13 protein-coding genes are annotated in these 22,674 nt (G+C 72.5%); 5 read left to right on the top strand and 8 right to left on the bottom strand.

Going from position 1 to position 22,674, the window contains the following annotated elements; genetic code table 11:
* Positions 1-102 precede the first annotated feature (102 nt).
* Positions 103-1,374: a M1 family metallopeptidase gene (locus ABD844_RS25405; protein WP_344882890.1), complete on the bottom strand. Its 1,272-nt coding sequence runs from the start codon at positions 1,372-1,374 to the stop codon at positions 103-105.
* The gene (locus ABD844_RS25400) at positions 1,371-5,210 is read right to left on the bottom strand and encodes a Pls/PosA family non-ribosomal peptide synthetase (RefSeq protein ID WP_344882797.1); all 3,840 of its coding nucleotides are present in this window, start codon (positions 5,208-5,210) and stop codon (positions 1,371-1,373) included. Before ABD844_RS25400 ends, ABD844_RS25405 begins: the two co-directional genes overlap by 4 nt.
* Before the next feature lie 368 nt (positions 5,211-5,578).
* Here ABD844_RS25400 and ABD844_RS25395 point away from each other — a divergent pair, with 368 nt between their 5' ends.
* From ABD844_RS25395 to ABD844_RS25385, 3 genes are all read left to right on the top strand, one after another.
* Entirely contained in the window at positions 5,579-6,550 is a 972-nt protein-coding gene (locus ABD844_RS25395) for a helix-turn-helix domain-containing protein (protein WP_344882794.1), read from the top strand.
* Positions 6,551-6,637: 87 nt separating this feature from the next.
* Positions 6,638-8,017 (top strand): CoA transferase, encoded by a 1,380-nt coding sequence (locus tag ABD844_RS25390; protein WP_344882791.1) that lies wholly within the window; start codon positions 6,638-6,640, stop codon positions 8,015-8,017.
* Positions 8,018-8,139: 122 nt separating this feature from the next.
* On the top strand, positions 8,140-9,429 hold the full coding sequence (locus tag ABD844_RS25385; RefSeq protein WP_344882788.1) for a sigma-70 family RNA polymerase sigma factor: 1,290 nt from the start codon (positions 8,140-8,142) through the stop codon (positions 9,427-9,429).
* A 97-nt stretch (positions 9,430-9,526) separates the two neighbouring features.
* On the opposite strand, the gene ABD844_RS25380 is transcribed toward ABD844_RS25385, so the two are convergent.
* Entirely contained in the window at positions 9,527-10,264 is a 738-nt protein-coding gene (locus ABD844_RS25380; RefSeq protein ID WP_344882785.1) for a VOC family protein, read from the bottom strand.
* A gap of 82 nt (positions 10,265-10,346) precedes the next feature.
* Positions 10,347-10,970, bottom strand: coding sequence for a TetR/AcrR family transcriptional regulator (locus ABD844_RS25375; RefSeq protein ID WP_344882782.1), 624 nt, complete (start codon positions 10,968-10,970; stop codon positions 10,347-10,349).
* Positions 10,971-11,233: 263 nt separating this feature from the next.
* Here ABD844_RS25375 and ABD844_RS25370 point away from each other — a divergent pair, with 263 nt between their 5' ends.
* Positions 11,234-12,697, top strand: a complete 1,464-nt coding sequence (locus ABD844_RS25370; protein WP_344882779.1) for a carboxylesterase/lipase family protein — start codon at positions 11,234-11,236, stop codon at positions 12,695-12,697.
* A 70-nt stretch (positions 12,698-12,767) separates the two neighbouring features.
* Here the strand turns inward: ABD844_RS25370 and ABD844_RS25365 are convergent, their stop codons facing one another.
* A complete protein-coding gene (locus tag ABD844_RS25365) occupies positions 12,768-13,811 on the bottom strand; it encodes a saccharopine dehydrogenase family protein (RefSeq protein WP_344882775.1) in 1,044 nt (347 codons plus the stop codon).
* Between the two features lie 103 nt (positions 13,812-13,914).
* Between ABD844_RS25365 and ABD844_RS25360 the strand changes: the two genes are divergently transcribed.
* Positions 13,915-14,862 carry a helix-turn-helix domain-containing protein gene (locus tag ABD844_RS25360; RefSeq protein ID WP_344882772.1) on the top strand — a complete coding sequence of 316 codons (948 nt, stop codon included), beginning with the start codon at positions 13,915-13,917 and terminating at the stop codon, positions 14,860-14,862.
* A 151-nt stretch (positions 14,863-15,013) separates the two neighbouring features.
* Here ABD844_RS25360 and ABD844_RS25355 read toward each other — a convergent pair whose 3' ends face one another.
* The 3 genes from ABD844_RS25355 to ABD844_RS25345 form a co-directional block, all read right to left on the bottom strand.
* Positions 15,014-20,203, bottom strand: coding sequence for a DNRLRE domain-containing protein (locus tag ABD844_RS25355; protein ID WP_344882769.1), 5,190 nt, complete (start codon positions 20,201-20,203; stop codon positions 15,014-15,016).
* Positions 20,204-20,268: 65 nt separating this feature from the next.
* Positions 20,269-21,228, bottom strand: a complete 960-nt coding sequence (locus ABD844_RS25350) for a hypothetical protein (RefSeq protein ID WP_344882766.1) — start codon at positions 21,226-21,228, stop codon at positions 20,269-20,271.
* A 215-nt stretch (positions 21,229-21,443) separates the two neighbouring features.
* The gene (locus tag ABD844_RS25345) at positions 21,444-22,586 is read right to left on the bottom strand and encodes an FAD-dependent oxidoreductase (protein WP_344882763.1); all 1,143 of its coding nucleotides are present in this window, start codon (positions 22,584-22,586) and stop codon (positions 21,444-21,446) included.
* Between the last annotated feature and the right edge of the window lie 88 nt (positions 22,587-22,674).

Below are 22,674 nucleotides of genomic sequence, written 5' to 3'. Positions count from 1 at the left end.
GCTACCAAGACACTAGGTGTCTCATCAGCGGACGGCAGTCCGTCTCGCCACGAAAGGGAGCAGATGAACGCCGACGAACCGGGCGAACGCGGCGCGGGACGATCAGGGCAGAGCCGGCAGCGCCACGTCGTACAGCCAGGCGGACAGCAGCGGCTCGACCGGTCGCGGAGTGTGCCGCTGGACGTGCCCGGCGAACTCCCGGGTGGTGACGGTCCCGTGCCGGTGCTCGGCGGTCCAGGCGCGCAGGGCGGGGAAGAACGCCTCGTCGCCCATGGCCGAGCGCAAGGCGTGCAGGGTCAGCGCGCCACGCTTGTAGACGCGGTCGTCGAACAGCGCCGACGGGCCGGGATCGGCCAGGACGAAGTCCTGCGGGGCCAGGGCGAGGCGGTGGTGCCAGCGCCGGGCGTGCTCACCGGCGGGCAGGGAGCCCGACGCCTCGGACCAGAGCCACTCGGCGTAGCACGCGAAGCCCTCCTGCAGCCAGATGTCCTGCCAGCAGGCCACGGTGAGGCTGTTGCCGAACCACTGGTGCGCCAGCTCGTGCGCGATCAGCCGTTCCGAGCCGCGTACGCCGTCCACGTGGTTCCTGCCGAAGATCGACATGCCCTGGGCCTCGACCGGGATCTCCAGATCGTCGTCGACCACCACCACGGTGTAGCCGGTGAACGGGTAGGGCCCGAACAGGTCGCCGAACAGCGCCATCATCTGGCTCTGCCGGGCGAAGTCGTGCCGTACGCGGGTGGCCAGCCGTGCCGGGTGGGCCAGCCGGGACCCGCCGGACGGGGAGATCTGGTAGCGCCCGATCTGCACGCTCGCCAGGTAGCTCGCCATGGGCTCGGCCTGCTCGTAGACCCACGTCGTGTTCCCGGCCGAGCGCCGCGTGGCCATGAGGACGCCGTTGGCGATCGCCTGGTAGGGCGACCTCGTGGTCACGGAGATCCGGTACGACGCCTTGTCGTCCGGCCGGTCGTTGCAGGGGAACCAGGAGGGCGCGCCGATCGGCTGGCCGGCGACGAGCGCGCCGTCGGTCAGCTCCTCCCAGCCCAGCCCGCCCCACGGGCTCGGCACCGGTACGGGCCTGCCCGAGTAGCGCACCTCCACCCCGGCCCGTTCCCCCGGGGACAGCGGCCTGGGCAGCGTCACCCGCAGCTTGCCCTGGGCGTGCGTGTGCCGGGCGAACGTCCCGTCCACCGTGACGGTCCCGACCCTGAGCCTGCCGAAGTCCAGTTCGAGCACGCCGAGCGCGTCCGCGGCCGTCACCGTCAGCCGGGCCGTGCCGTCGAGCCGGTTGGCCTGGACCCGGTAGGTCAGGTTCAGGTCGTAGTGCGAGACGCGGTAGCGATGGTCGCCGTGCCGGGGGAAGTACGAGGTCATCGCCACGCCGAGATGGGGTTGCCGAACCATCGGGTGCGGGCGGGCACGTTCTCGCCGCGCATGACCAGGGAGGCGGGACCGATCGTGGTGTCGGTGCCGACGCGCGCCGCCGGCAGCACCACGCCGTGCGGGCCGAGTGTCGCCCCCGCTTCGAGCGTCACGGTGTCCATGGTCATGACCCGGTCGTGGAAGAGATGTGTCTGCAGGACGCAGCCCCGGTTGACGCATGCGCCGTCGCCCAGGGTAACCAGGTCCGCCTCGGGCAGCCAGTACGTGTCACACGTGACCCCATGCCCGATGCGTGCCCCGAGCGTGCGCAACCACACGTTCAGCGGCGCGGTTCCGAGCCACGGCTGCGCGAACCAGGGCACCGCCAGCACCTCGACAAAGTTGTCCGCCAGCTCGTTGCGCCACACGAACGAGCTCCACAGCGGACGGCTGCCGACCCTGATCCGGCCGACCAGCGACCACTTGGCGGCCGTCGCGAGCGCCGCGGCGACCACGCCCGCCGCCAGCATGAGCACGCCGCTCAGCGCGATCGCCGCGGCGAAGCCGTAGCGGGCGGCGAGAGCCTCGAACGCGGCGGCGACCAGGACGGCCAGCGCGACCGCGCACATGGCGGGCACCACGCGGAACGCCTCGACGAGCGCCCGTGCCGCCTTGTAGCGCGCGGGCGGGGCATAGGTGCGGTTCGCATCGCCCTCCTGCGCGGTACGGCGCAGCTTCATCGGCGGCATGCCCACGTACGACGAGCCGGACTTGGCCTTCTTCGGCGTCGCCGACAGCACGCCCACCAGGCCGTCCTTCGGCACCTTGCGGCCGGGAGCGGTCATCCCGGAGTTGCCCAGGAAGGCGCGCTTGCCGATCCGCGCCGCCGCGACGCGCATCCAGCCGCCGTCGAGCTCGTACGGGGCGACCATCGTGTCGTCGGCCAGGAAGGCCCCGTCGCCCACCGACGTCATCGTGGGCAGGGCGAGGACCGTGGACAACTCGGCGCCCCGGCCCACCTTCATGCCGAGCGCCCGCAGCCACGCGGGCGTCACGACGCTCGCGTAGAGGGGGAACAGCCACACCCGTGCCGAGGCCATCAACCGGCCCGTCGCCCACGCCTGCCAGGCTTGGCGGCTGTGCACCGGGTGGTGCCCTGGGCGCAGGCCCAGGCCGAGCAGCCGCACGCTGACCAGCGTGAGCAGGACGAACGCGGCCATGCCCGCGAGCGTCGCGAGCGGCACGGCGGGCAGGGCGGCCATCAGGGCCGCACCGAGCGTGCGCGCCTCGCGGGCGGAGGCGGCCAGGACCAGGAGACCGGCCCCGGCCGCGACGGCCGGGAACAGGCTGAGTGCGAAGGCGGTCACGGCGTACAGCACGGCCCAGAGCCGGGAGCGGGCGGCCCGCTCAGAGGGCCGTGTCCTGCGGGACTTGCCCTGCCGGAACGCCGGAGCCCCGGCCCACAGCTCTCCTCCCGGTACGCTGCCCACGACCGCCGATCCGGGCGCGACCTGGGCGTTCTTTCCGACGCGGGCGCCGGGCAGCAGCGTCGAGCGGGATCCGACGCTGGCTCCCGCGCCGATGCGGATCTCGCCGATGTGCAGGCGGTCGCCGTCGTACCAGTGGCCGCTGAGGTCCACCTCCTGTTCGACGGACGCGCCTTTGCCGATCTTGAGCAGTCCGGTGACGGGCGGCGGTGAGTGCAGGTCCGCGTCCGCGCCGATCTGGGCGCCGAGCAGGCGGGCGTACCAGGTCATCCAGGGGGCGCCGGCCAGGTCGGGAACGCCGAGCCTGGCCGCGAACTGCCCGGCGAACCACAGTCTCAGATGGACGCCGCCGCCGCGCGGATGGCTGCCCGGCCGTACGCCGCGCAGCAGCAGCCGGGCGAGCGCCGCCGACAGGCCCATCCGTCCCACGGGGGTGAGGAACGCCAGCGCGCCCAGCGCCACCCACCACCAGGACAGCGCCGGCGCCCACGGCGGCGCGAGCACGTTGCCGAGCGCGGCCAGCGGCACGATCCAGCGCGTCGCGCCGACGGTGAGCAGCGGCACCATGAGCAGCGTCTGCGCGAGCGCGGCCCGCCGCGGCATGGGCGTCACGGGTGGCCGGGCGGCTTCGGGCTCGCCCCGGTCGGCCAGGAGCCGCGCCAGCCCGGCCAGCGTCGGCTGCGCGTACACGTCGCCGACCGCCACGTCGGGAAAGTCGGGACGCAGCACGGAGACCAGTCTGGCCGCGGCCAGGCTCGTGCCTCCACTGGCGAAGAAGTCGGCGCCGGGCCCTTCCGGGGCCACGCCCAGGATGGCGGTCCACCGTTCGGCCAGCAGCGTCTCGGCCGGGTCCAGCTCGGCCGCGGACGTGGCCTGCTCGGCCAGCGGCCAGGGCAGGGCGTCACGATCGATCTTGCCCGAGGTCCTGGTCGGGAGCGAGTCGACCGGGGCCAGTCGCGGCACGAGGGCGGCGGGCAGCGAGTCGGTGAGCAGATCGCGCGCCGCGCCGGGGTCGAAGCCGGGGCCCGTGACGACGTACCCGATGAGCACCTGATGCCCGCCGCCCGCCGTGCGGACGGCGGCGGCGGCCCCGGTGACTCCCGGCAGCGCCAGCAGAGCGGCGTCCACCTCTCCCAGCTCGATCCGGCGTCCGCCCAGCTTCACCTGGTCGTCGGCCCTGCCGACGAACACGAGGCCCTCGGGGTCGGCCCGCACCAGGTCGCCGCTGCGGTAGGCGCGCTCCCAGCCGAGCGACGGCAACGGGGCGTACTTCTCGGCGTCCTTCACCGGATCGAGGTAGCGGGCCAGGCCCACGCCCCCGATGACCAGTTCGCCGGTCTCCCCCATGGCCACCGGATCGCCCGAGTCGCCGATCACCGCCAGGTCCCACCCGTCGAGGGGCAACCCGATGCGTACGGGCCCGCCGCCGGTGAGCCGCGCCGCGGACGCCACGACCGTCGCCTCGGTGGGGCCGTAGGTGTTCCAGACCTCCCGCCCGGGCACGGCCAGCCGCGCGGCCAGCTCGGGAGGGCAGGCCTCCCCGCCGAAGATGAGCAGCCGGATGCCGCCGAGGTGCTCGACCGGCCAGAGCGCGGCCAGCGTCGGAACGGTCGACACGACCGTGATCTGCCGCTCGGCCAGCCAGGGGCCGAGGTCGATGCCCGTTCGCACCAGGGCCCTGGGCGCGGGCACCAGGCAGGCGCCGTGCCGCCAGGCCAGCCACATCTCCTCGCACGAGGCGTCGAACGCCACGGAGAGCCCGGCCAGCACCCGGTCGCCGGGGCCGAGCGGCCGCTCCTGCAGGAAGAGCCCCGCTTCCGCGTCGGCGAACGCGGCCGCCGACCGGTGCGTCACCGCGACGCCCTTCGGCTTGCCGGTGGATCCGGAGGTGAAGATGATCCAGGCGTCGTCGTCCGGTCCTGGCGGGCCGCCGTCGTCTCTCCCGGGCCCGTGAACCGTCAGCTTGTCGGTGATGACCGCGTCCACCCCGGCTTCGGCGAAGACCAGCTCGGCGCGCTCGTCCGGGTCGTCGGCGTCGACCGGCACGTACGCGGCTCCGGCCGCGAGCACGGCGAGGATGGAGAGGTACAGCTCGGCCGTCCCCGACACGACGCGCACGCCCACCCGGGCGCCGCGGCCGATCCCGGCCTGCGCGAGGTCGGCGGCCATCCGGTCCACCTCGGCGCGCAACGCGCGGTAGCCGAGGCGGACGGTGCCGTCGTCCAGCGCGGGCGCGTCCGGGTGCAGGCGCGTGGACTCGTCGAGAATGTCGAGCAACGTGCGAGGCGGGGGCGCCAGCAGGCCGGCGGGAAACACCGCGGCCGTCATTCGAGTACGCAGATCGACCGAGTCGCTACGCAAACGCTGCTCCTTGGGTCGGACGGCCGGTGCTCGGGGGAGACGTCCGCCGCGGCATCCGGCCTTCCTGGCCGGCGTCGTGGCGTTCGTGCAACCCCTGGCCTAACAGCCCTACCGGCCGACCCTATTCCGCCCGTCCATGCGCGAGCGCCGCCGCCTGGGGCTCTCCCGGGAGCCGCAGACCTCGGTGAGATGGCCGTCGCGGGCCAGGAGCACGACTTTCGCGACTTTTCGGAGTCAATCATGCACTCATGGTTACCGTACGAAGATGCGGCCAAACGAAAGCCCCGGTCGATCTCCTGCGGGTGCCGCCTCGCGATCAACCGTGTATACAATGCAGGCGGGCCACACACCGGGGGTGTGCCATCGCTGTGATCGAGTTGCACAGTACAGAGGTCCCGGCCGCCGAGCGTTTCGAGTGGTGGCGTGATGTGACCGCCCAGCAGATGTACCCCACCGTGATCAGCAGCGAGCAGACCGACGACTTCCAAGCTTCGGTGACGGTGTTGCCGCTCGGGCCGGTCCTGGTGACGGCGCCGCAATACATGAGCATGCGGACAGAGCGCACTCCCAGGCTGATCCGGCGCGCCGACCCGGAGTGGTGGGTGCTGACGCTGGTGAGCAGCGGATCGCTGTGGTTCGAGCAGAGCCGCACCCGCACCACGCTCGCGCGCGGCGACCTGTCGCTCCACGACACGTCCCGGCCCTTTCAGGGCGAGATCGTCAGCCAGGGACGGCTCGCGCGGACGGTTTCCTGCCAACTGCCCCGGCAGGCGTTACCGCTGCCGGAACAACTGCTGCGCGGCTGCACGGCCCGGCCGCTGCCGTCGCGGCAGGGCACCGGGGCGCTGCTCTGCCGGTTCATGGAAGGGCTCCTGGAGCAGGCCAGAGGCCTGTCCCCCGACGAGTACGCCGGGCTGGCCAGAACGGCGATCGACCTGCTGGCCGTCTACCTCGCCGGAGTGGCCGACGCGGCCCGGACGGTGCCCGCCCACACGCACCAGCAGGTGCTCGCACGGCAGATCAAGACGTTCATCCAGCACCACCTGCACCGGCCCGATCTCTCCCGGTCCCTGATCGCGGCCGCGCACCACATCTCCGTACGCTACCTGCACCGCATCTTCCAGCAGGAGGAGTTGACGGTCAGCGGCTACATCCGCGAACAGCGGATGCAGCGCTGCCGCGCCGACCTGGCCGACGGCCGCCTGACCGGCCGGAGCGTCGCGGAGATCGCGGCACGATGGGGGTTCACCGACGCCGCCTCGTTCAGCCGGGCATTCCGAACGGCGTATGGGGTACCACCGAGCGAATACCGGAAGCTCCAGCGAATCCTGGCCGACTGACAAGCCACGCGAGGCGGATCGCCGCCTGGGTCGTCGAGATGCCCGGCCGCGGGCGGCGGGCCGCTGTGGATCGGGCAAACTGGCCGGGTGACGCACGGGAACGACGCCGCGACCGTCCACGCCTGGGCAGCTCTCGGAGGGCCGGCCGGGCTGGCGGAGGAGGTGTCGTACGAGGGGGCGGGTGACGTCCTGCCGGCCCGCCTGCCGGTGCGGGAGTTGGCCAGAGCGAGCGTCGGCGCGTGCTCGCTGGCCGCCGCGGAGCTCCTGGCGCGGCGCAACGCGGCGCCGATACCCGCGGTACGGGTACGGGAGGCGGCGGTGGCCACGGCGTTCGCCGGCGAACGGCACCTGCGCGTCGACGGCCGGGTCCCGGCGGCCTTCGCGCCGCTGTCCGGCTTCTGGCGCGCGGCCGACGGCTGGGTGCGTACGCACGCCAACTACCCGCACCACCGCGCCCGGCTGCTGAATGCCCTGGGCATCGGCGACACCGGCGACGACCGGGTGCACGCCGAGTCGCTCGCGGCCGAAGTGGCGGCACGCCCGGCCCGGTGGATCCAGGAGACCGTCTACGAGGCCGGCGGCCTGGCCGTGGCCGTGGCCCCTCCTGACGGGACGGTGCATCCGCTCGCCGAGACCCGGCCCACCGGGGAGAGCCGCCCGCGGACCCTCCCGCCGGCGTCGCTGCCGGCCGCCGGAGTGCGGGTCCTGGACCTGACCCGGGTCATCGCCGGTCCCGTCGCCACGCGTACCCTCGCCCTCCTGGGCGCCGACGTGCTTCGCCTCGACTGCCCTCGGCTGCCGGAGAGCGCGGACGCCCACGCCGACACCGGGATGGGCAAGCGGTCGGCGTTGCTGGACCTGTCGGCGGCCGGGGACCGGGGCACCTTCGCCGACCTCCTCGGCTCGGCCGACGTCGTGGTCCTCGGCTACCGGCCCGGCGCGCTGGAGGCGCTGGGGCTCGACACACTCCTTGCCCGACGTCCCGGCCTGATCGTCGCCCAGTTGTGCGCCTGGGGCTGGTCGGGGGCATGGGCGGCGCGGCGCGGCTTCGACAGCCTGGTCCAGGCGGCGAGCGGCATCGCCGTGATCGAGGCCGGGGCCGACGGCCGTCCCGGTGCGCTGCCGGCGCAGGCGCTGGACCACGGAACCGGATATCTGCTGGCCGCCGCAGTCCTGCGGGCGTTGAGCGACCGGCAGGTCACCGGCGGTGGGCGCTCGTTACGGCTCTCCCTCGCGGGCACCGCCTCCTGGTTGCTGCACGGCATCCGTCCCGCGCCGGTCGAGGGCGGCGGCTATGACGCCAGGCCCTGGCTGGCGCGGACCGCCTCGCCGTACGGGACGCTCCGCCACGCCCTTCCCCCGATCCACTACGAGGGTGCGCCCCGGACGTGGCGCCGCCCGCCAAGCCTCTGGGGCACGGACCGTCCCGCGTGGGCGGGCCACCGCCGCCGTCGCGCCGATGCGTGACTTCGTCCCGTAGTCGTGTGATGGGCTCCCACGACGCGCGGTGAAACACTTGCCCGTCCATCGGCGAAGGAGGGCGACCGTTCAAGCTACGGAAGGCACACGATGACACGAATTATCGGGATATGGCCGCAGTGACCCGGGCGCTTCCGGTCGAGGATGTCAGCGACGCGGCGATCATCGAGCAATCCCGGCGAGACCCGGAACGCTTCGCCGCGGTCTTCGACCGCTACTACTTTCAGATCCACGGGTTCGCCGCACAGCGGTTAGGACCGAGCCTGGCCGATGACGTGGCCGCGGAGACGTTCCTGGTCGCGTTCGACCGACGCGACCGCTACGACGTGTCTCGTGAGGATGCCCGGCCCTGGCTGTACGGGATCGTCGCCAACCTCATCGCCCGGCATCACCGGGCGGAGGCCCGATGGTACCGGGCGCTTTCCCGGACACCTCTCGCGCAGGCCGACGACGGCCACGCCGACCAGGTCGCGGGCCGGGTCGACGCCCAAGCGCATCGGGCGCCCCTCATGGCCGCGCTGACCAAGATTCCCAGCTCCTACCGGGAGGTGCTCCTGCTCGTCGCGTGGGGCGGGCTGAACTCGGAGGAGGCGGCCGAGGCGCTCGGCATCACCGGCGCGGCCGTCCGCGCCCGCGGGCGGCTGGCGCGGTGGGCACTGATCCCAGCGGTCGCCGCGGCCGTCGCCGCCGCACTCGTGATCGTGCCGGGTCGTTTCGGCGACCCCCGGCCGCCGATCACGAGTTCGCGGGACGTCCTGCTCGTCGCCGCCGACACCGCGGAGCGCACCCCTGAGGGCACTGGGACGTACTGGCACATCACCATCACCAAGAAGGGGTCGCCGACCCAGGAGTACTGGTACCGGCGCGACGGTCATTTCTGGATCAAAGGCAAGGGGATGAAAGGTGAGGGCAAGCTCCTCGAGTGGCCCTCGGAGCCTCAGCCTTTCGCGGTGGGGCCGTTGCGCATGAGCTTCGAAGAGCTGAGGTCGCTGCCCGCCGACGAGGACGCTTTGTACACCCGGCTCCGGGCGGATGTTCCCGAAAGTGGCGTGCGTATCAATGCGGGACAACCGATGACGGCCGCCGAACAGGACAGCCTCGCCACGATGGCGCTGCTCTCACTGATCGGTGAGGCGCCGGTCTCGCCCGAGGTCCGTGCCGCCGCCTATCGAGCGCTCGCCTCCCGGCCGGGAGTCGTCGACCTCGGCGAGACCGACGGCGGGCGACGCCTGCAGATCCCGGTGGCCGTCGGCAACGGCACCATGGTCGTCGACCAGGACACCGGGCGGATCCGCGAGACCTCCGTATGGGCTCCGCTCACCGGCGGACTGGCTCATACCCAGGACGGCGGCATGGTGACGATCGACGCCAGATGGACGGACCGGCTCCCGCCCGGGTGACGGCCCTGGACTCCCGTACGCTTGCGGCCGGGCGACGCCGACTCGGCGAGTCGGGCCAAGTGGGCGTGGACCGGCACGCGGGCGGGGCGGCTTCGCGTCAGGCCCGGCCGAGGACGCAGAACTCGTTGCCCTCCGGGTCGGCGAGGACGACCCAAGGGACGTCGCCCTGGCCGACGTCGGCGAGCGTCGCACCGAGGGTCTGCAGCCGGGCCACCTCCGCCGCCTTGTCGTCACCGCGGTACGGCAGCAGGTCGAGATGGACGCGGGTCCACACGGTCTTCTCGCCGGCCGTGCGGATGAACTCCAGATACGGCCCGACACCCTTGGCGGAGCGCAGCCGCGCGTGGTCGTCGCTCACCTCGTGCAGGGTCCAGTCCATCGCCTCGTCCCAGAACCTGGCCATGGCCCGTGGGTCCGCGCAGTCGACCACCACCGCGGCGATCGGCCCGGTGTCCTGGTAGATCGGCCGGGGCTCCAGCACGCAGAACACGTTGCCCTCCGGGTCGGCCAGCACCGTCCACGGGACGTCGCCCTGGCCCACGTCGGCGGGCGTCGCGCCCAGCTCTTTCAGGCGCGCGACCAACTCCGCCTGATGTGCCGCGGAGGTGGTGGCGAGATCGAGGTGCGCGCGGTACTTCACCGTTTCGGGGTCAGGGACGGTGACGACGTCGACGCAGACGGCGGTGGGGTCCGGCCAGTCGAAGCCCACGGGTTCGACGTTGGTCACACCGGGCCCCTCGCTGGAGACGCCCCAGCCGAGCGCCTCCGCCCAGAACCGGCCGAGCGCCGAGTCGTCCCGAGCCTTGAAATTCACCTGAACAAGCCGCAGCGCCATGCGGCCAATCCTAACCACCCGGCGTTCGGTCATGTCGATCTCGGTCATGGCGTCGACCCCGCCGGGCGGTGCGGTCCGCCGATCACCGTCCGCGTGTGCTCGGGGCGGGCTGGAGGCGGCGTTCGACTGTCTCGGCGAGTTCGAGGCCGTAGGGGTGGGGGTCGAAGCCGGGATCGCGGGTGAGACGTTCGGCGGCGGCGTCGATGGCGCCTCGGACGACCATCGCCAGGGTGTCGGGGTCGAAGTCGCTGAGTTTCGAGGCGTGTCGTTCCCGGGTGAGCAGGGCGGCCAGGTCGAGTGAGGCGAACTCGTCCCGTACGGGGTCGGCGGTCGCCATCAGATCTTTGAGACGGCGGCGGTCGCGGCTGCGGTAGGTGGCGCCGAGTTCGATGACGGCGGCGATGTCCGAGGGGTTGTCGGCCAGGAAGTCGATGTTGGCGCGGATGTAGGCGCGGATCCGGCCGATCGAGGTGGACTCGGCGGCGACGGCGGCGCTGACGGCGTCGGCCAGCCGGCTGTGGATGTCGAACGCCAGCGCCCCGACGAGGGCTTCCTTGTCGGGAAAGTAGTGCAGGATGGTGCCCTTGCTGGCCCCGATCCGTTCGGCGATGCGCGCCAGCGAGCTTTGCGCCCAGCCCAGCTCGACGATGGTGTCGATCGCGCCGCGCAGGATCTGGGCACGTCGGCCACGTTCGGTGAAAGTCATGCTCTCGGTGTCCGGCTGCTGCCACATGAGTGTGCGTGAGTCCTTCCGGTGTCATCGTGCGGGTGTCGCGGTGAGCTGCCGCACGGCGGCGTGAAGCCTATCTCCGCGTGCCCGGCGCCACCCGCCTCATGCCACTCTCCCGCATACCGACTAGACTATTCATTGACCATCTGGTCAAATCTCAGACCAGTCGGAATGCCGACGGGACTCCAGACGGCCGCCCATGACGACCGGCCGATCCCGACCGAGGAAGGACGTACGGCATGGATGTGACCGTCCGGACAGAATGCGGTGCAGTGCGAGGCGTCACGGAGACCGAGGTCACAGCGTTCCTGGGCCTCCCCTACGCCGCGCCGTTGCACGGCCCCCTGCGCTTCCTGGCACCGGCCCCGCCACCGCCCTGGGAGGGCGTACGGAACGCGCGGGCCTTCGGAGCGTCCGTTCCCCAGCCGGAGCATCCACAGGCGCCTGCGGCCGGAGCCGACCCCGAGTGCCTCACCCTCAACATCTGGACCCCGCAGCCCGGGGACGGCGGCCTGCCGGTCATGGTGTGGTTCCACGGCGGCGGATTCGTGGCCGGATCCGCGAACAGCCCCGACTTCGACGGAACCGCCCTGGCCCGCGACGGGGTCGTGCTGGTGACGGTCAACTACCGCGTCGGCTACGAGGGCTTCGGCTGGGTGGAGGACGCGCCCTGCAACCGCGGCGTGCTCGACCAGATCGCCGCGCTGCGCTGGATCCAGGACAACATCGCCGCGTTCGGCGGGAACCCGGGCTCGGTCACGGTGTTCGGCCAGTCCGCCGGGGCGACCTCGATCGCCGCGCTGGTCACGGCCGACGCGGCGAGCGGCCTGTTCCACCGGGCGATCGCGCAGAGCCCCGGCAACGTGTACGTGCCCTCGGACGAGGCCCGCGCCGTCTCAACCATGATCGTCGAAGAGTTGGGCGTCCGGCCGAGAGCCGACACGTTGGCGCGCCTGTCACCGGCGGCGATCCACGCGGTGCAGTGGAACCCCGTGGCGGTGATGTCCGCCGATCCGGGCGACTGGACCCACCCGCACAGCCCCTACGCCCTGGTCCTCGACGGAGAGCTGATCAGCGGGCCGCCCTGGGCCGCGATGCGGCACACCGGCAACGCCCACACCATCGACCTCATCTGCGGATACACCGCCGACGAGGCCCGCGCCTTCACCGCCGGGCTCGACCCCGCCGAGGCCGACCCCGTCCGCGCCGTACGCGGCCTCGGGCTCGCCCCCGAGGCCGTCGCGGCCTACCGGCGCGCCCAACCCGGCGTGACCGACCACGACCTGCTGACCCGGCTCCTCACCGATGCGATGTTCCGAATGCCCGCGCGCTGGTGCGCCCAGGCACACGCGGCCTTCGGCGCCCGCACCTACTTCTACGAGTTCGCGTGGACCGGCCATCACACGCCAGGGGCCTGCCACGGCCTCGACGTCCCCTTCGTCTTCGACACCCCGAACGGCCCCGTCGGCACCGAACTGATCGGACCGACCACGCCCCCCGAATTCGCGGGGCTCTCCGCCGCGATGCGAGGAGCCTGGACCTCCTTCGCCGCGACCGGAGACCCCGGCTGGCCCCGCTACCGGCCCGACGACGGGCCGACCCGCATCTGGACCACCCCGCCCGAGGTACGCACAGACCCGACGGCCACTTCGGCGGCGATCTGGGCACGACACGGCCTCCGCCGAATGACAGCGGACCGATGAACGGCGCGCTCCCCGGGGTGAGTCCAGCGGTGTGCGATCACACGGTCCGGACCCCGGTACGGATCGTCGGTCAGCCACGCATGTCGAGCGGCAGGTGCACCGTGAGGTGCGCGGACAGCGCGCGCAGGAAGTCGGGGGCGTCGAAGATCGCACCCGCGGAGGCGACGCCGGTGGTCCTGGTCCGGCCGGTGAGGATGCGGTCGACGGCCTCGACCGCGAGCGGCGCGCTGATGGCGTAGATGTCCTGACCAGCAGCGGCCACACGGCGCTCCGTATCACCGGACCGGACGAGGACGTCGACCACGAAGGTCTGCTCGGAACGACCCCGCTCGTCAACCGCGGTCGGCGCCGAGGGGTCGGGAGCGAACAGGTCCGCGGCCGCCTTGGCGGTCATGTAGGTACGCACCTCCGGAACCGCCAGATGACTGGGAACGGTGACGACGTCGGCCATGGAGAACTCGCCGATGACACTCTGCGGACCCAGCGGAGCCGGGAAGGGCCACTCCAGCGTCGGCAGAGCGTCATCGTGGTACTCCAGTTGCCCACCGGAGTAGCGGACCCGGCGACCACCCCGCCGCTGCGACGAGACCGTGCCCGAGGCGAGCGTTCCCGCGGTGGGGTGCCAACTGCTCAGGCCGTAGGCGACGTGCACCTCGTCCGCCGCCGTCCAGTCGCCCATCGCGGTGGTGACCAGCAGGTCGCCGAGACCGCCGTAGAAGGCCATCGCCGGCACCACCGCGATGCCCGCGGCACCGGCACGCTCGGCGAAGTGCGCGAACGTGTCGACGTTCGCCTCGATCTCGGCCGCCACGTCGACATACGGGATACCGGCCCGCAGCGCCGCCTCGACCAGCGGGCCGGCGGTCGAGGCGAAGGGCCCGGCGGTGTTGATCACGGCATCGGCGCCCTTCAGCGCGCGGTCGAGCGCGGCCGGGTCGTCGGCCGACGCCTGCCACGTCTCGAGCCCCGGCTGAGCCTGCGCCAGCGCCGTCAACTTGCCCTGGTCACGGCCGAGCAGCAGCGGAACGTACCCACGCGCACGCAACTCCGCGACCACGAACCGCCCGGTGTGCCCATAGGCCCCGAACACCGCCACGTTCCGACCCGATCCCATAGCCCTGCTCCCACCCGCTCGAAGTGACTTATGAGGGAAATCCTCTCCCCGGCGGCGCGACGGTGCCAGCGTCCGGAATGACATGAACCGTACAATTCCCGACATGAGTTCTGTCCCACGCTCCGTCGCGGTCGCCGCCACCGACGGGATGCTGCACTTCGAGCTGGCCCTGGCCTACGAGGTCTTCGGCTCCGCCCCGGACGCCCTGTCAGGCCCCTGGTACGACGTCACGGTGTGCGGCACGCACGCCGTCCGGGTCGGCCGGTTCCTGCTGGAGCCGGACCACGGGCTCGACCGGCTGGCGCAGGCCGACACCGTGATCGTCCCCGCCTTGGCGGACGTCGACGAGGACCCGCCGGCCGACCTGGTCGAGGCGGTGCGCGCCGCCCACGAGTCGGGCGCGCGGGTGGTCTCCCTGTGCACGGGCGTGTTCGTGCTCGCCGCCGCCGGCCTGCTGGACGGGCTGCGCGCGACCACGCACTGGGCCCACACCGCGGACCTGGCCGCGCGCTATCCCCGGGTGCAGGTCGACCCCGACGTGCTCTACGTCGACAACGGCAGCGTGCTCACGTCCGCGGGCAAGGCCGCGGCGATGGACCTGTGCCTGCACCTGATCCGCCGCGACCAGGGCGCGGTGGTCGCCAACGTGGTCGCTCGCCGCCTGGTGGTGCCGCCCCACCGGGCCGGCGGCCAGGCCCAGTTCGTCACCACACCGGTGCCCGCCCAGGACGGCCATCCCCTGGCCGAACTGCTCACTTGGGTGATGCGGCGGCTGGACCAGCCGCTCACCGTGGAGGACCTGGCCCGCCAGGCGAACATGAGCTCGCGCCACCTGGCCCGCCACTTCCGCTCGGTAACCGGCACCACGCCGCTGCAGTGGCTGGCGACGCAGCGGTTCCGCCGCGCGCAGGAGCTGCTGGAGACCACGGACGACAGCGTCGACACCATCGCCTCGGCCGCGGGCATGGGCACGGCGACGACGATGCGCCGCCACTTCCACCGCACGATCGGCGTGCCGCCGGACGCCTACCGCCGCACGTTCCGGGCGTGAGGCCGCGAATGACGCTCAGGGCACAAGTGCCGATCCGTCCGGGGTCCAGGGCTTGGACGCGCGAGCGCGTCGTCGGCCGCCGACCAGATCGGCGTGGCTTGGACGTGACGAAGCCCGGGTGCCGGACCACCCGGGCCTCGTCACGTGCGTTTCAGTACGGACGCTGGAGGTAGCGGCCGAGCGCCGGGTCGTACACGCGGCCCGACACCAGGACCCAGCCGTTCAGCAGGGTCGGATGGTACGCCCCGCCGAGCCAGCCGTACCGGGCCGGCTGGGAGGGCACGCCGAACTCGTCGTACCCGACCACCGTGGCCAGGCCGGTGCCGAGCTCCAGCTCGGTCCCGACGCTCCCGCCGTTGGTGAGCAACTGCAGGCGCACCGATCCGGTCGCGCCGGTGTGCGCGGCCAGTTCCCCGCCGATCCCGGCGACGTTGCGGACGATCGTGCCGTTCGCGGTGGTCCAGGAGGGCTTGTCGCCGTCCGTGCCATAGTGGTGGACGGTGACCGCGCCCGCCTCGTCCGTCTCCGAGCGGATCCGGCCCGCCGGGTCGCGGGTCCAGGCCAGGCTCTGCTCGCCGGAGGTCGTCTTGGCCGGCAGCCCGTCGGCGAAGTAGTCGATGGTACGCCCGCCGGGCAGCGACGTGGTCCGGCCCGCCGCGTCGTAGGCGTAGCCGTCGCCGGTCAGCCTGCCGTCGGAGGCGTAGCCGTAGCTGGTGATCGACGCGGCCGAGTCGTCGGCCACCGGGCAGTCCTCGTCCGACGCCTGCACCGCCAGCCGGGTCCTGTTGCCCGCGCCGTCGTGGTCGTACCGGCGCAGGGTGCACACCGGGAACGCCATGTCCAGCGCCGACGCGAGCCCGCCCGCCTTGTCGTAGCCGAGCTGCCGCTCGGCCATGAGGTCGGTCCGCATGCTCAGCAGTTCCTGGCCGTGGACGTTCCGGCCGACCTGGTCGATCATCACCGGGGCCTCCAGGCCGTCCCGGGTGTAGATCCGGGCGTAGCTCTGGCCGCGCTCGTCGTAACCAACCTGCAGGTGCAGGCCGCCCGGCAGGTCGCCCTCGGTCTGGCGGCCCTCGGCGTCGTAGCGCGCGGTGAACGTGCCCGCGACCGAGTCGGTCACCGAGGTGGCCAGGCCGCGCGGCTCGACCCTGGCGTCGTAGGCGTAGGTCCTGGTGGACGGGGACGAGTCCGTGACCTTGACCGGGCGGTTGAGGTCGTCGTACTCGGTGCGGGTCAGGCCGCCGTCGGCGTCGGTGTGGGAGATCGCCCGGCCGAGCTTGTCGTAGGCCGTGACGACCTTCTCCGTGCCGCGCCAGCGCTGGGTGGGCCGGCCGGTCGCGGAGTCGTACCCGAGGCCGATCTCGGCCTCCCCGCCCGCCTTGGTGGCGGTGAGGCGGCCGGCGGTGTCGCGCTTGAGGGTGGTGACCGTGCCGCCCTCGGTCACGGTGGCGGCCAGGCCGGCGGCGTCGTAGGTGTACGTGCGCCCGCCTTCCTGGCACACCAGGCCCGCCCAGTCGGACCGTCCGCCGCACGGCGCGCCGCCGGTCGCGGTGTAGAGCACGGGGTTGGCGGCCGTGGTGGTGACCGCCTCGCCGCCGGGGTCGCGGACCGTCTTGACCTGCTGCCCCGTGGCCCAGTCGTAGGTGATGGCGGTGGTGCGGACGTCCGCGTCCGGCCTGGTCTCGCGCCCGACGATCACCGCACCGGTCTTGACGGTGGTCGGCAGGTCGCGGGCCACCGCACCGGCCGGCCGGCCTTCGTCGTACGTGCGGACCGTGCGCGTCCTGGCGCCGATGGCGTACCCGGCGGGCAGGTCGTCCACGTCGGACTCCAGGTTGACGATGTGGACCGGGCTCAGCTCCGTCAGCTCGCGCCGCCCGGACGTGTCATAGACGGAACGGGTGGACAGCAGCTCGGCGCGCTCCTCGGGCTCGTAGCCGGTGATGGCCAGCTCGGCGAGGCGGAAGTCGGTCATGTCGCGCTGCGACAGCTCCCGGTTCGCGGCGGTGAGCTCCCGCACGACGTGGCCGAACCGGTCGTAGTCGGTGGCGGACAGGTGCCCGCCGGGCGTCAGGACGTTGACCGCCCTACCCGACTCGTCCAGGTACGTCACCGTGGCGGCGAGCTCCGGCGGCTGCACCGACGTCGCAGTCACGGGCGCCACGGCCTGGCCCCAGGCGGCCACCTCCCTGGCCGTCACGTCGGCCGGGCCGCCGGCCGCCTTCGTGAGCGGCACCCCGTACGCGACGGTGGTCTTCGCCTCGCCGGCGACCTGGTCCGCGGTGCCGGCCTTGAGCGTGGCCCGGGAGACCGTGCGCAGCCTCCCGTCGGTCTCGTACGCGAAGGTCCACGGCAGCTCGCCGGGCGGGGTGAGCGTGGCGACGCGGCCGGCGGAGTCGTACCCGTAGACGCTCTTCAGTGCCGGGCTGATCCGCGGGTCCCACGCCTCGGCGAGCCGTCCCGCGCTGTCGTAGCCGTACTGGGTGATCACCGTGCCCTGCAGAGAGACCGTGGTGAGGCGTCCCGCGGTGTCGTAACCGAGGTCCAGCGTGTGCCCCGACTTGGTGATCGACTTCAGCCGGCCCTGGTCGTAGACGTGGCCCTCGGGGGCGTACAGGTCGCCTTGCCTGGTGAAGGTGGTGACCTCGCCGCGCGCGTCGGTCAGCGTGTACGTGCCGGTGAGGGTCAGGTTCTCGGCCCCGGGCTCCGGCTTCCAGCCGTCCGCGGTCCTGGTGAACTGCACCGGCCTGCCGTCGGCCCGCGTCACCTCGACCGAGGTCGCCGAGGTCTCCTTGAGCACGGGCACAGGAAGCGACCAGCCGGCTTCGCGGGAGGAGGCGGTGCGGGTGAGCGTCAGGCCGAAGGGCCCGCCCGCGGTGGTCTGGAGGCGGTAGTCGCCGGTCTGGAGGTTGAGCACGCCCGGCCCGGCCTCCTTCGTGGCGGCCTGGGTGGCGCGGCGGTCCACCACGACCTCGACCGGCTGGGACTCCGCCGTGGTCGTGCCCGTGACGACCGCGCGCACCTGCACCGCGGCGTCGCCGAGCTGCGTGCCCGCGTCCCAGGTCAGGCCGGACAGCCTGCCGGGGGCGGCGACGGGCCACGCGGTCAGCGGCTTGCCGTCGGCGCCGGTGACGTTCGCGACGGGCAGGTCCGCCCAGGCGTCGGTCTCTGCGCGCCGGTACTGGAACTTGACCTGCGTGAACGCCGTGCCGGTGACGGCGAGGGGCACCTTGCCGGTGCTGCGCAGGCCGTTCACGGGCGCGGTGAGCGAGGCCACGGCCGCGCCGGTCCCGACGTTGAAGGTGTAGGCGGTCGTCGGGGAGGCGTTGCCGGCCTTGTCGATGGTGTAGACGCTGAGCGTGTGGGCGCCCGTCGTGGCCGGGGTGAGCTTGGCGGTGACGGCCGCGCCGGTGGTGAGCACCTTGGTGACGGCGCCGCTGTCGAGCTTGTACGCGATCCACCCGGCGTCCGTGCCGGCCGGGGTGAGGGTGAACGTGCCGGCCTTGCCGGCGTCGCCGTGGTAGGTGCCGTCGTTCGGGTAGTCGGCGGAGGTGACCGTGGGCGCGGGCGGCTTGACGGTGTCGACGGAGAAGTACGCCGTCTGCCAGAGCTTCGAGGTCAGCGAGCCGTCGTGGGCCCACGACCGGAACATGTACGACTTGCCGTTGGCCAGCTTGCCCGCCGGCACGTTCGCGCCGGAGAAGCCGTTGCTGGCCACGTACGCGCCGTAGAGGTCGTCGATCAGCATCGTCGAGCCCTGGTACAGGTCGAACTTGCCGCGGACGTTGCCCCCGTCGGGGTCGCGCACGTGGGCGCGGAGCTGCGGGGTGAGCGTGTTGGTCCAGCGGACGCCGTCATAGTCGCTGTACGGCGAGAGCCACGTGGAGACCGGGGTGCTCGGGTAGGAGTTGTAGGTCAGCGAGATGACCGGCACGTGCGCGGAGGCGTTGCCCGAGTTGAACCGCTTCCAGGCGTACTCGTCCGACTCGCTGGTGGCCCGCAGGCCCATGCCGGATTCCTTGTACTCCTCGTTGGCCCAGAACTGCGCCAGCGAGGTGACGTTGGCGGTGACCCAGCCGTCGGCGCAGCCGCTGCCGTAGCCCTTGGTCTCGCTGGAGGAGGCGTACTTGGTCAGCAGCGCCGGGCCCGGCCAGCGCGAGGACGTGGAGGCGCGGTTGGCCGACCAGACCTCCCACGAGCGGGTGTTGCAGGACCACGAGTGGAAGTTCCACAGCTTCAGCGTGGCCGAGATGATCTTCTTGCCCGCGATGCCGGGGGTCTTCCACGTGATGAACGACCGGGCGACCTGCCCGCTGCCGTTGTTGCCGATCTTGAGTTCGGTGGCGCCCGACTGGTCGGTCCCGTAGCCCTCCTGGACGAACGTGTCGAAGACCTGGCCCAGGTTGAGCGCGGGGTCCACGGTGACGGGATACGTCGTGGCGGGGTCGTTGAGGAAGGCCGCGTCGGGGGTGAAGACGAGGTCGTTGCCGGAGACCTTCATCCCCACCGGAGCCCGGCGCAGGCGTTCGCCGGAGATCGGGTGTGTGGTGGCGTCCCACATCTCCGGCGCGGGGATGGTGACGGCGACCTTGCCCTTGGCGTCGACCAGCTCCGCCCCGCCGTCCTTGGCCTCGCGCGGCTTCAGGCCCGGCGCCTTGAGCGTCAGCGTGTACGACAGCGGCGCGGCCGGGCGCGACCGGAGCAGCAGGAACTGCTCGGCGCCGGTCCTGGTGGCGGTGACGACCAGGTCGGCGCCCGGCATGGCCTGCGCGTACGTGGCCGTCTCACCGGACAGGCTCGGCGCCGGCAGGGCGCCCTTCCACTGCAAGGTGACCTTGGTGGCGCCCTCCCCGATCGTGATCAGGTCGGTCGCCGCGGTGTCCGCGGCGGCCCGCCGGGCGCCGAGCCCGGCGCTCCCGCCGCCGAAGCGCAGCTTGCGGCCGTGACCGCGCGGCACGATCTCGCCCGACGCGGTCTTGGTGAGCGCGATGTCCACCGGGGCCCATCCGCCGTCGCCGCGGTAGCGCACCGGACCGGCGAACGAGTCGACCGTCAGCGTGCCGTCCGGGTTGGCGTAGGTGGTGGTGGTCTCGGTACGGGCGTCCTCGACCTCGACGCGGCGGTCCGTCAGGCGGGCGGACAGGCGGGCGGACGCCTCGTCGGGCGCGCTCGGCTCGGCGGCGACCCTGGCCGGGTCACTGGGGTCGTCCACGGCCTGGACGGCGGCGGGCGGCTCGGCGGCGGCGGGAGGTTCCGCGGCGGCCGGTAAGGAGGGCACGCCCAGAGGAAGGAGTAAGAAGGCGAGGCCACCGGCGAGGGCCCGTGGCAGGAGGGCAGACATGGGTGCTCCGAGGTAGGGCGACGCCCCCGCCGGATTGACGGGGGCGTCGGTTGTCACAGGGGGATCTACTTGCTCTGGCAGCTCTTCTTGCGGACCTCGCCCCAGACGATCGGGCCCGGCCACTGCACCCGCAGCGCGAAGCACTGCTTCTTGTTGGCGGCTTCCCGAATCTTGTAGATGTACTGGGCGATGCCCGCCGCGAACATCACCTTGCAGGCCAGCTTGATCTTGCTGTTCTTCGACTTGTCGCAGGCCGCGTCGGCGACCTTGACCGCGCCCGCCGCCCCGGCGTACAGCCAGGAGCTGTGGATCTGGGCCGTGAGCTTCTTCGAGAAGATCACCCGGCACATGGCCTTCCACCACTCGCACTGCAGCTTGAGCGCGGGGTCGGCGACCACGGGGTAGGCGGCGCCCGCGTGGTTGACCGTCTGGATGAGCGTCATGCCCTCCACCCGGTACGAGGTCGGCACCGGGTTGCCGTTGGCGTCCTTGGCCCAGGGCAGGTCGATCTCGGCGAGGTAGAAGTCGTTGTTGTAGATCAGGACCGTGCCGTCGTCCTCCTCGACCTCCAGCATCGAGCCCTCGGGCGCGCTGATCGGGAAGCGGTACTCGGTCGGCGCGGAGGCGTCGTGGATGACGGTCAGCGCGCGGGCGATCTGACCGGTGCGCTGGTGGGCGAAGGTGACGCTGGGCTGCTTGGCGGCGTAGGTGACCAGGCCGGGCAGCGGCTGGTTGCCGGCACCGGTGGCGTCCGGCATGCCGATGCCGACCTCGTTCTCGCTGACCGACACCGACAGCGTGTGGTTCACGTCGGTGGCGGCGGCGAAGGGACGCTGGACGTCACCCTCGGGGATCACGGTCGGCGGGACGGCCTTGGCCTCCTCGACGATCTCGGGGACGACCTTGGTGAGGGCCGTCAGCGTGGGGTCGTCGTTCGCGAAGGCCGGGGCACCGGCCACGTTCGCGCCGCTGATCGTCAGAGCGGTCGCTAACGCGACGATCATCGCCCGAGCGGAAACGCGCATGAATGTCCTTCCACATGCGGAGAGAGATGCACAAACGCCGCAAACGTAAAGATCGTCCGCGTCCAATCGGGTGATCTTGGATTGATGATCCGTAAACGTTTCCTGTCTGACAGATTTCACCCTCCGTCCAGTGCGGAGGTTCCGGGTAAGCTGCCTCGGATGTGCTGAGCGCGCCGACGGTCGAGGGATCGCCCGGTGGGGGCGCGATGGGTCGTTCAGAGGCGGGTGCTGACTCCGCGCAGGAGCTTTCGCAGCATCCAGGTGCCCAGGCCGTCGGGTATGGCGACGGCGCCGCGCAGCGCCCACTCGCTCTGGGTCAGGGCCCGTGGCCCGCCGGTCGCGACGGCCTGGGTGGCCATCACGGAGGCCAGCGTGGCCTGCCGTCGCCGGCTCCGCTCGTACGCGCCCAGCGCCGCGACCGGGTCCGGCTCGGCGGCCAGGGCGCGCAGCAGCGCCGACACGTCCTCCAGCGCCTGGCCCGTCCCCTGGGCCAGCATCGGAGGCATGGCGTGCACCGCATCGCCGATCAGCACGCTCCGGCCGTGCCGCCAGCGGAGCGGGGCGCGGTGGCGGCGGTGCGGGAAGAGCTGGAGGTCCTTCTCCGACAGCGCCGCCAGCAGTTCGGGAACGGGCGAGCCCCACGAGCCGTACCGCTGCCTGAGGGCGGCGAGCGCGAGGTCGGGGCGTTCCGGGCCGTCGCCGGGGCGCCGGCGCAGGTCGATGAGCCATTGCAGCATGCCGTCGCCCGCGGGGTTCATGCCGACGTCGCCCTGCGGGCCGAGGAACAGCAGGGCGCGCGAGCCGGGGTCGAACGGCGCCCGGATCAGGCCCTGCCAGGTGGCGGTGCCGGTCGGGCGGGCGGGGTGGGAGCCGAAGAGCGCCGTACGGACCTGGGAGTTCACGCCGTCGGCCCCGATGAGCAGGTCGCCCGTGTACCGGGCGCCGTCCTCGGTCTCGACACGTACCGAGCGGCCGTCGTCGTGCAGGGCGGTGAAGCGGGCGCCGAAGCGGTAGATGTCCTGCGGCAGGCCCTCGGCGAGCCTGTCCAGCAGGACGCGGCGGGGCAGCGACACCACCGGGGCGCCGAACTCGTCCGCCAGCCGCGCGACGTCCATCACCATCACCCGGCGGCCCCGGGAGCTGCGGAGCTCCAGGGTGTCCACGCGCTGCCCGGCCCCGTCCATGCGGACGCCGAGGTCGTTCAGCACGGTCGTGCCGTTGTGCCAGATCAGGATCGCGCAGCCGGTCTCGCGTAAGGAGGGCGAGCGTTCCAGCACGGTGACCTCGTGCCCCGCGGCGAGAAAGCCCCTGGCCGCCGCCACGCCCGCGAGCCCGGCCCCCACGATCAGCACCCGCATGCAGTCATCCTCTACCGGAAGTAGTACTACTTTTTGTAGAGGCTAGCTGGGAGGCCCGCCGGGCCTGGATCCGGGTGGGGGCGGTCGT

This window comes from Nonomuraea antimicrobica, assembly GCF_039536965.1.
Lineage (GTDB): Bacteria > Actinomycetota > Actinomycetes > Streptosporangiales > Streptosporangiaceae > Nonomuraea > Nonomuraea antimicrobica.
This window is presented reverse-complemented; position numbering and strand designations above follow the sequence as displayed.

Coding starts and splice junctions, on each gene's coding strand:
- ABD844_RS25405 (WP_344882890.1), bottom strand. CDS start 1,374: ATGACCTCGTACTTCCCCCGGCACGGCGACCATCGCTACCGCGTCTCG.
- ABD844_RS25365 (WP_344882775.1), bottom strand. CDS start 13,811: ATGGGATCGGGTCGGAACGTGGCGGTGTTCGGGGCCTATGGGCACACC.
- ABD844_RS25370 (WP_344882779.1), top strand. CDS start 11,234: ATGGATGTGACCGTCCGGACAGAATGCGGTGCAGTGCGAGGCGTCACG.
- ABD844_RS25375 (WP_344882782.1), bottom strand. CDS start 10,970: ATGACTTTCACCGAACGTGGCCGACGTGCCCAGATCCTGCGCGGCGCG.
- ABD844_RS25350 (WP_344882766.1), bottom strand. CDS start 21,228: ATGCGCGTTTCCGCTCGGGCGATGATCGTCGCGTTAGCGACCGCTCTG.
- ABD844_RS25355 (WP_344882769.1), bottom strand. CDS start 20,203: ATGTCTGCCCTCCTGCCACGGGCCCTCGCCGGTGGCCTCGCCTTCTTA.
- ABD844_RS25380 (WP_344882785.1), bottom strand. CDS start 10,264: ATGGCGCTGCGGCTTGTTCAGGTGAATTTCAAGGCTCGGGACGACTCG.
- ABD844_RS25360 (WP_344882772.1), top strand. CDS start 13,915: ATGAGTTCTGTCCCACGCTCCGTCGCGGTCGCCGCCACCGACGGGATG.
- ABD844_RS25385 (WP_344882788.1), top strand. CDS start 8,140: ATGGCCGCAGTGACCCGGGCGCTTCCGGTCGAGGATGTCAGCGACGCG.
- ABD844_RS25345 (WP_344882763.1), bottom strand. CDS start 22,586: ATGCGGGTGCTGATCGTGGGGGCCGGGCTCGCGGGCGTGGCGGCGGCC.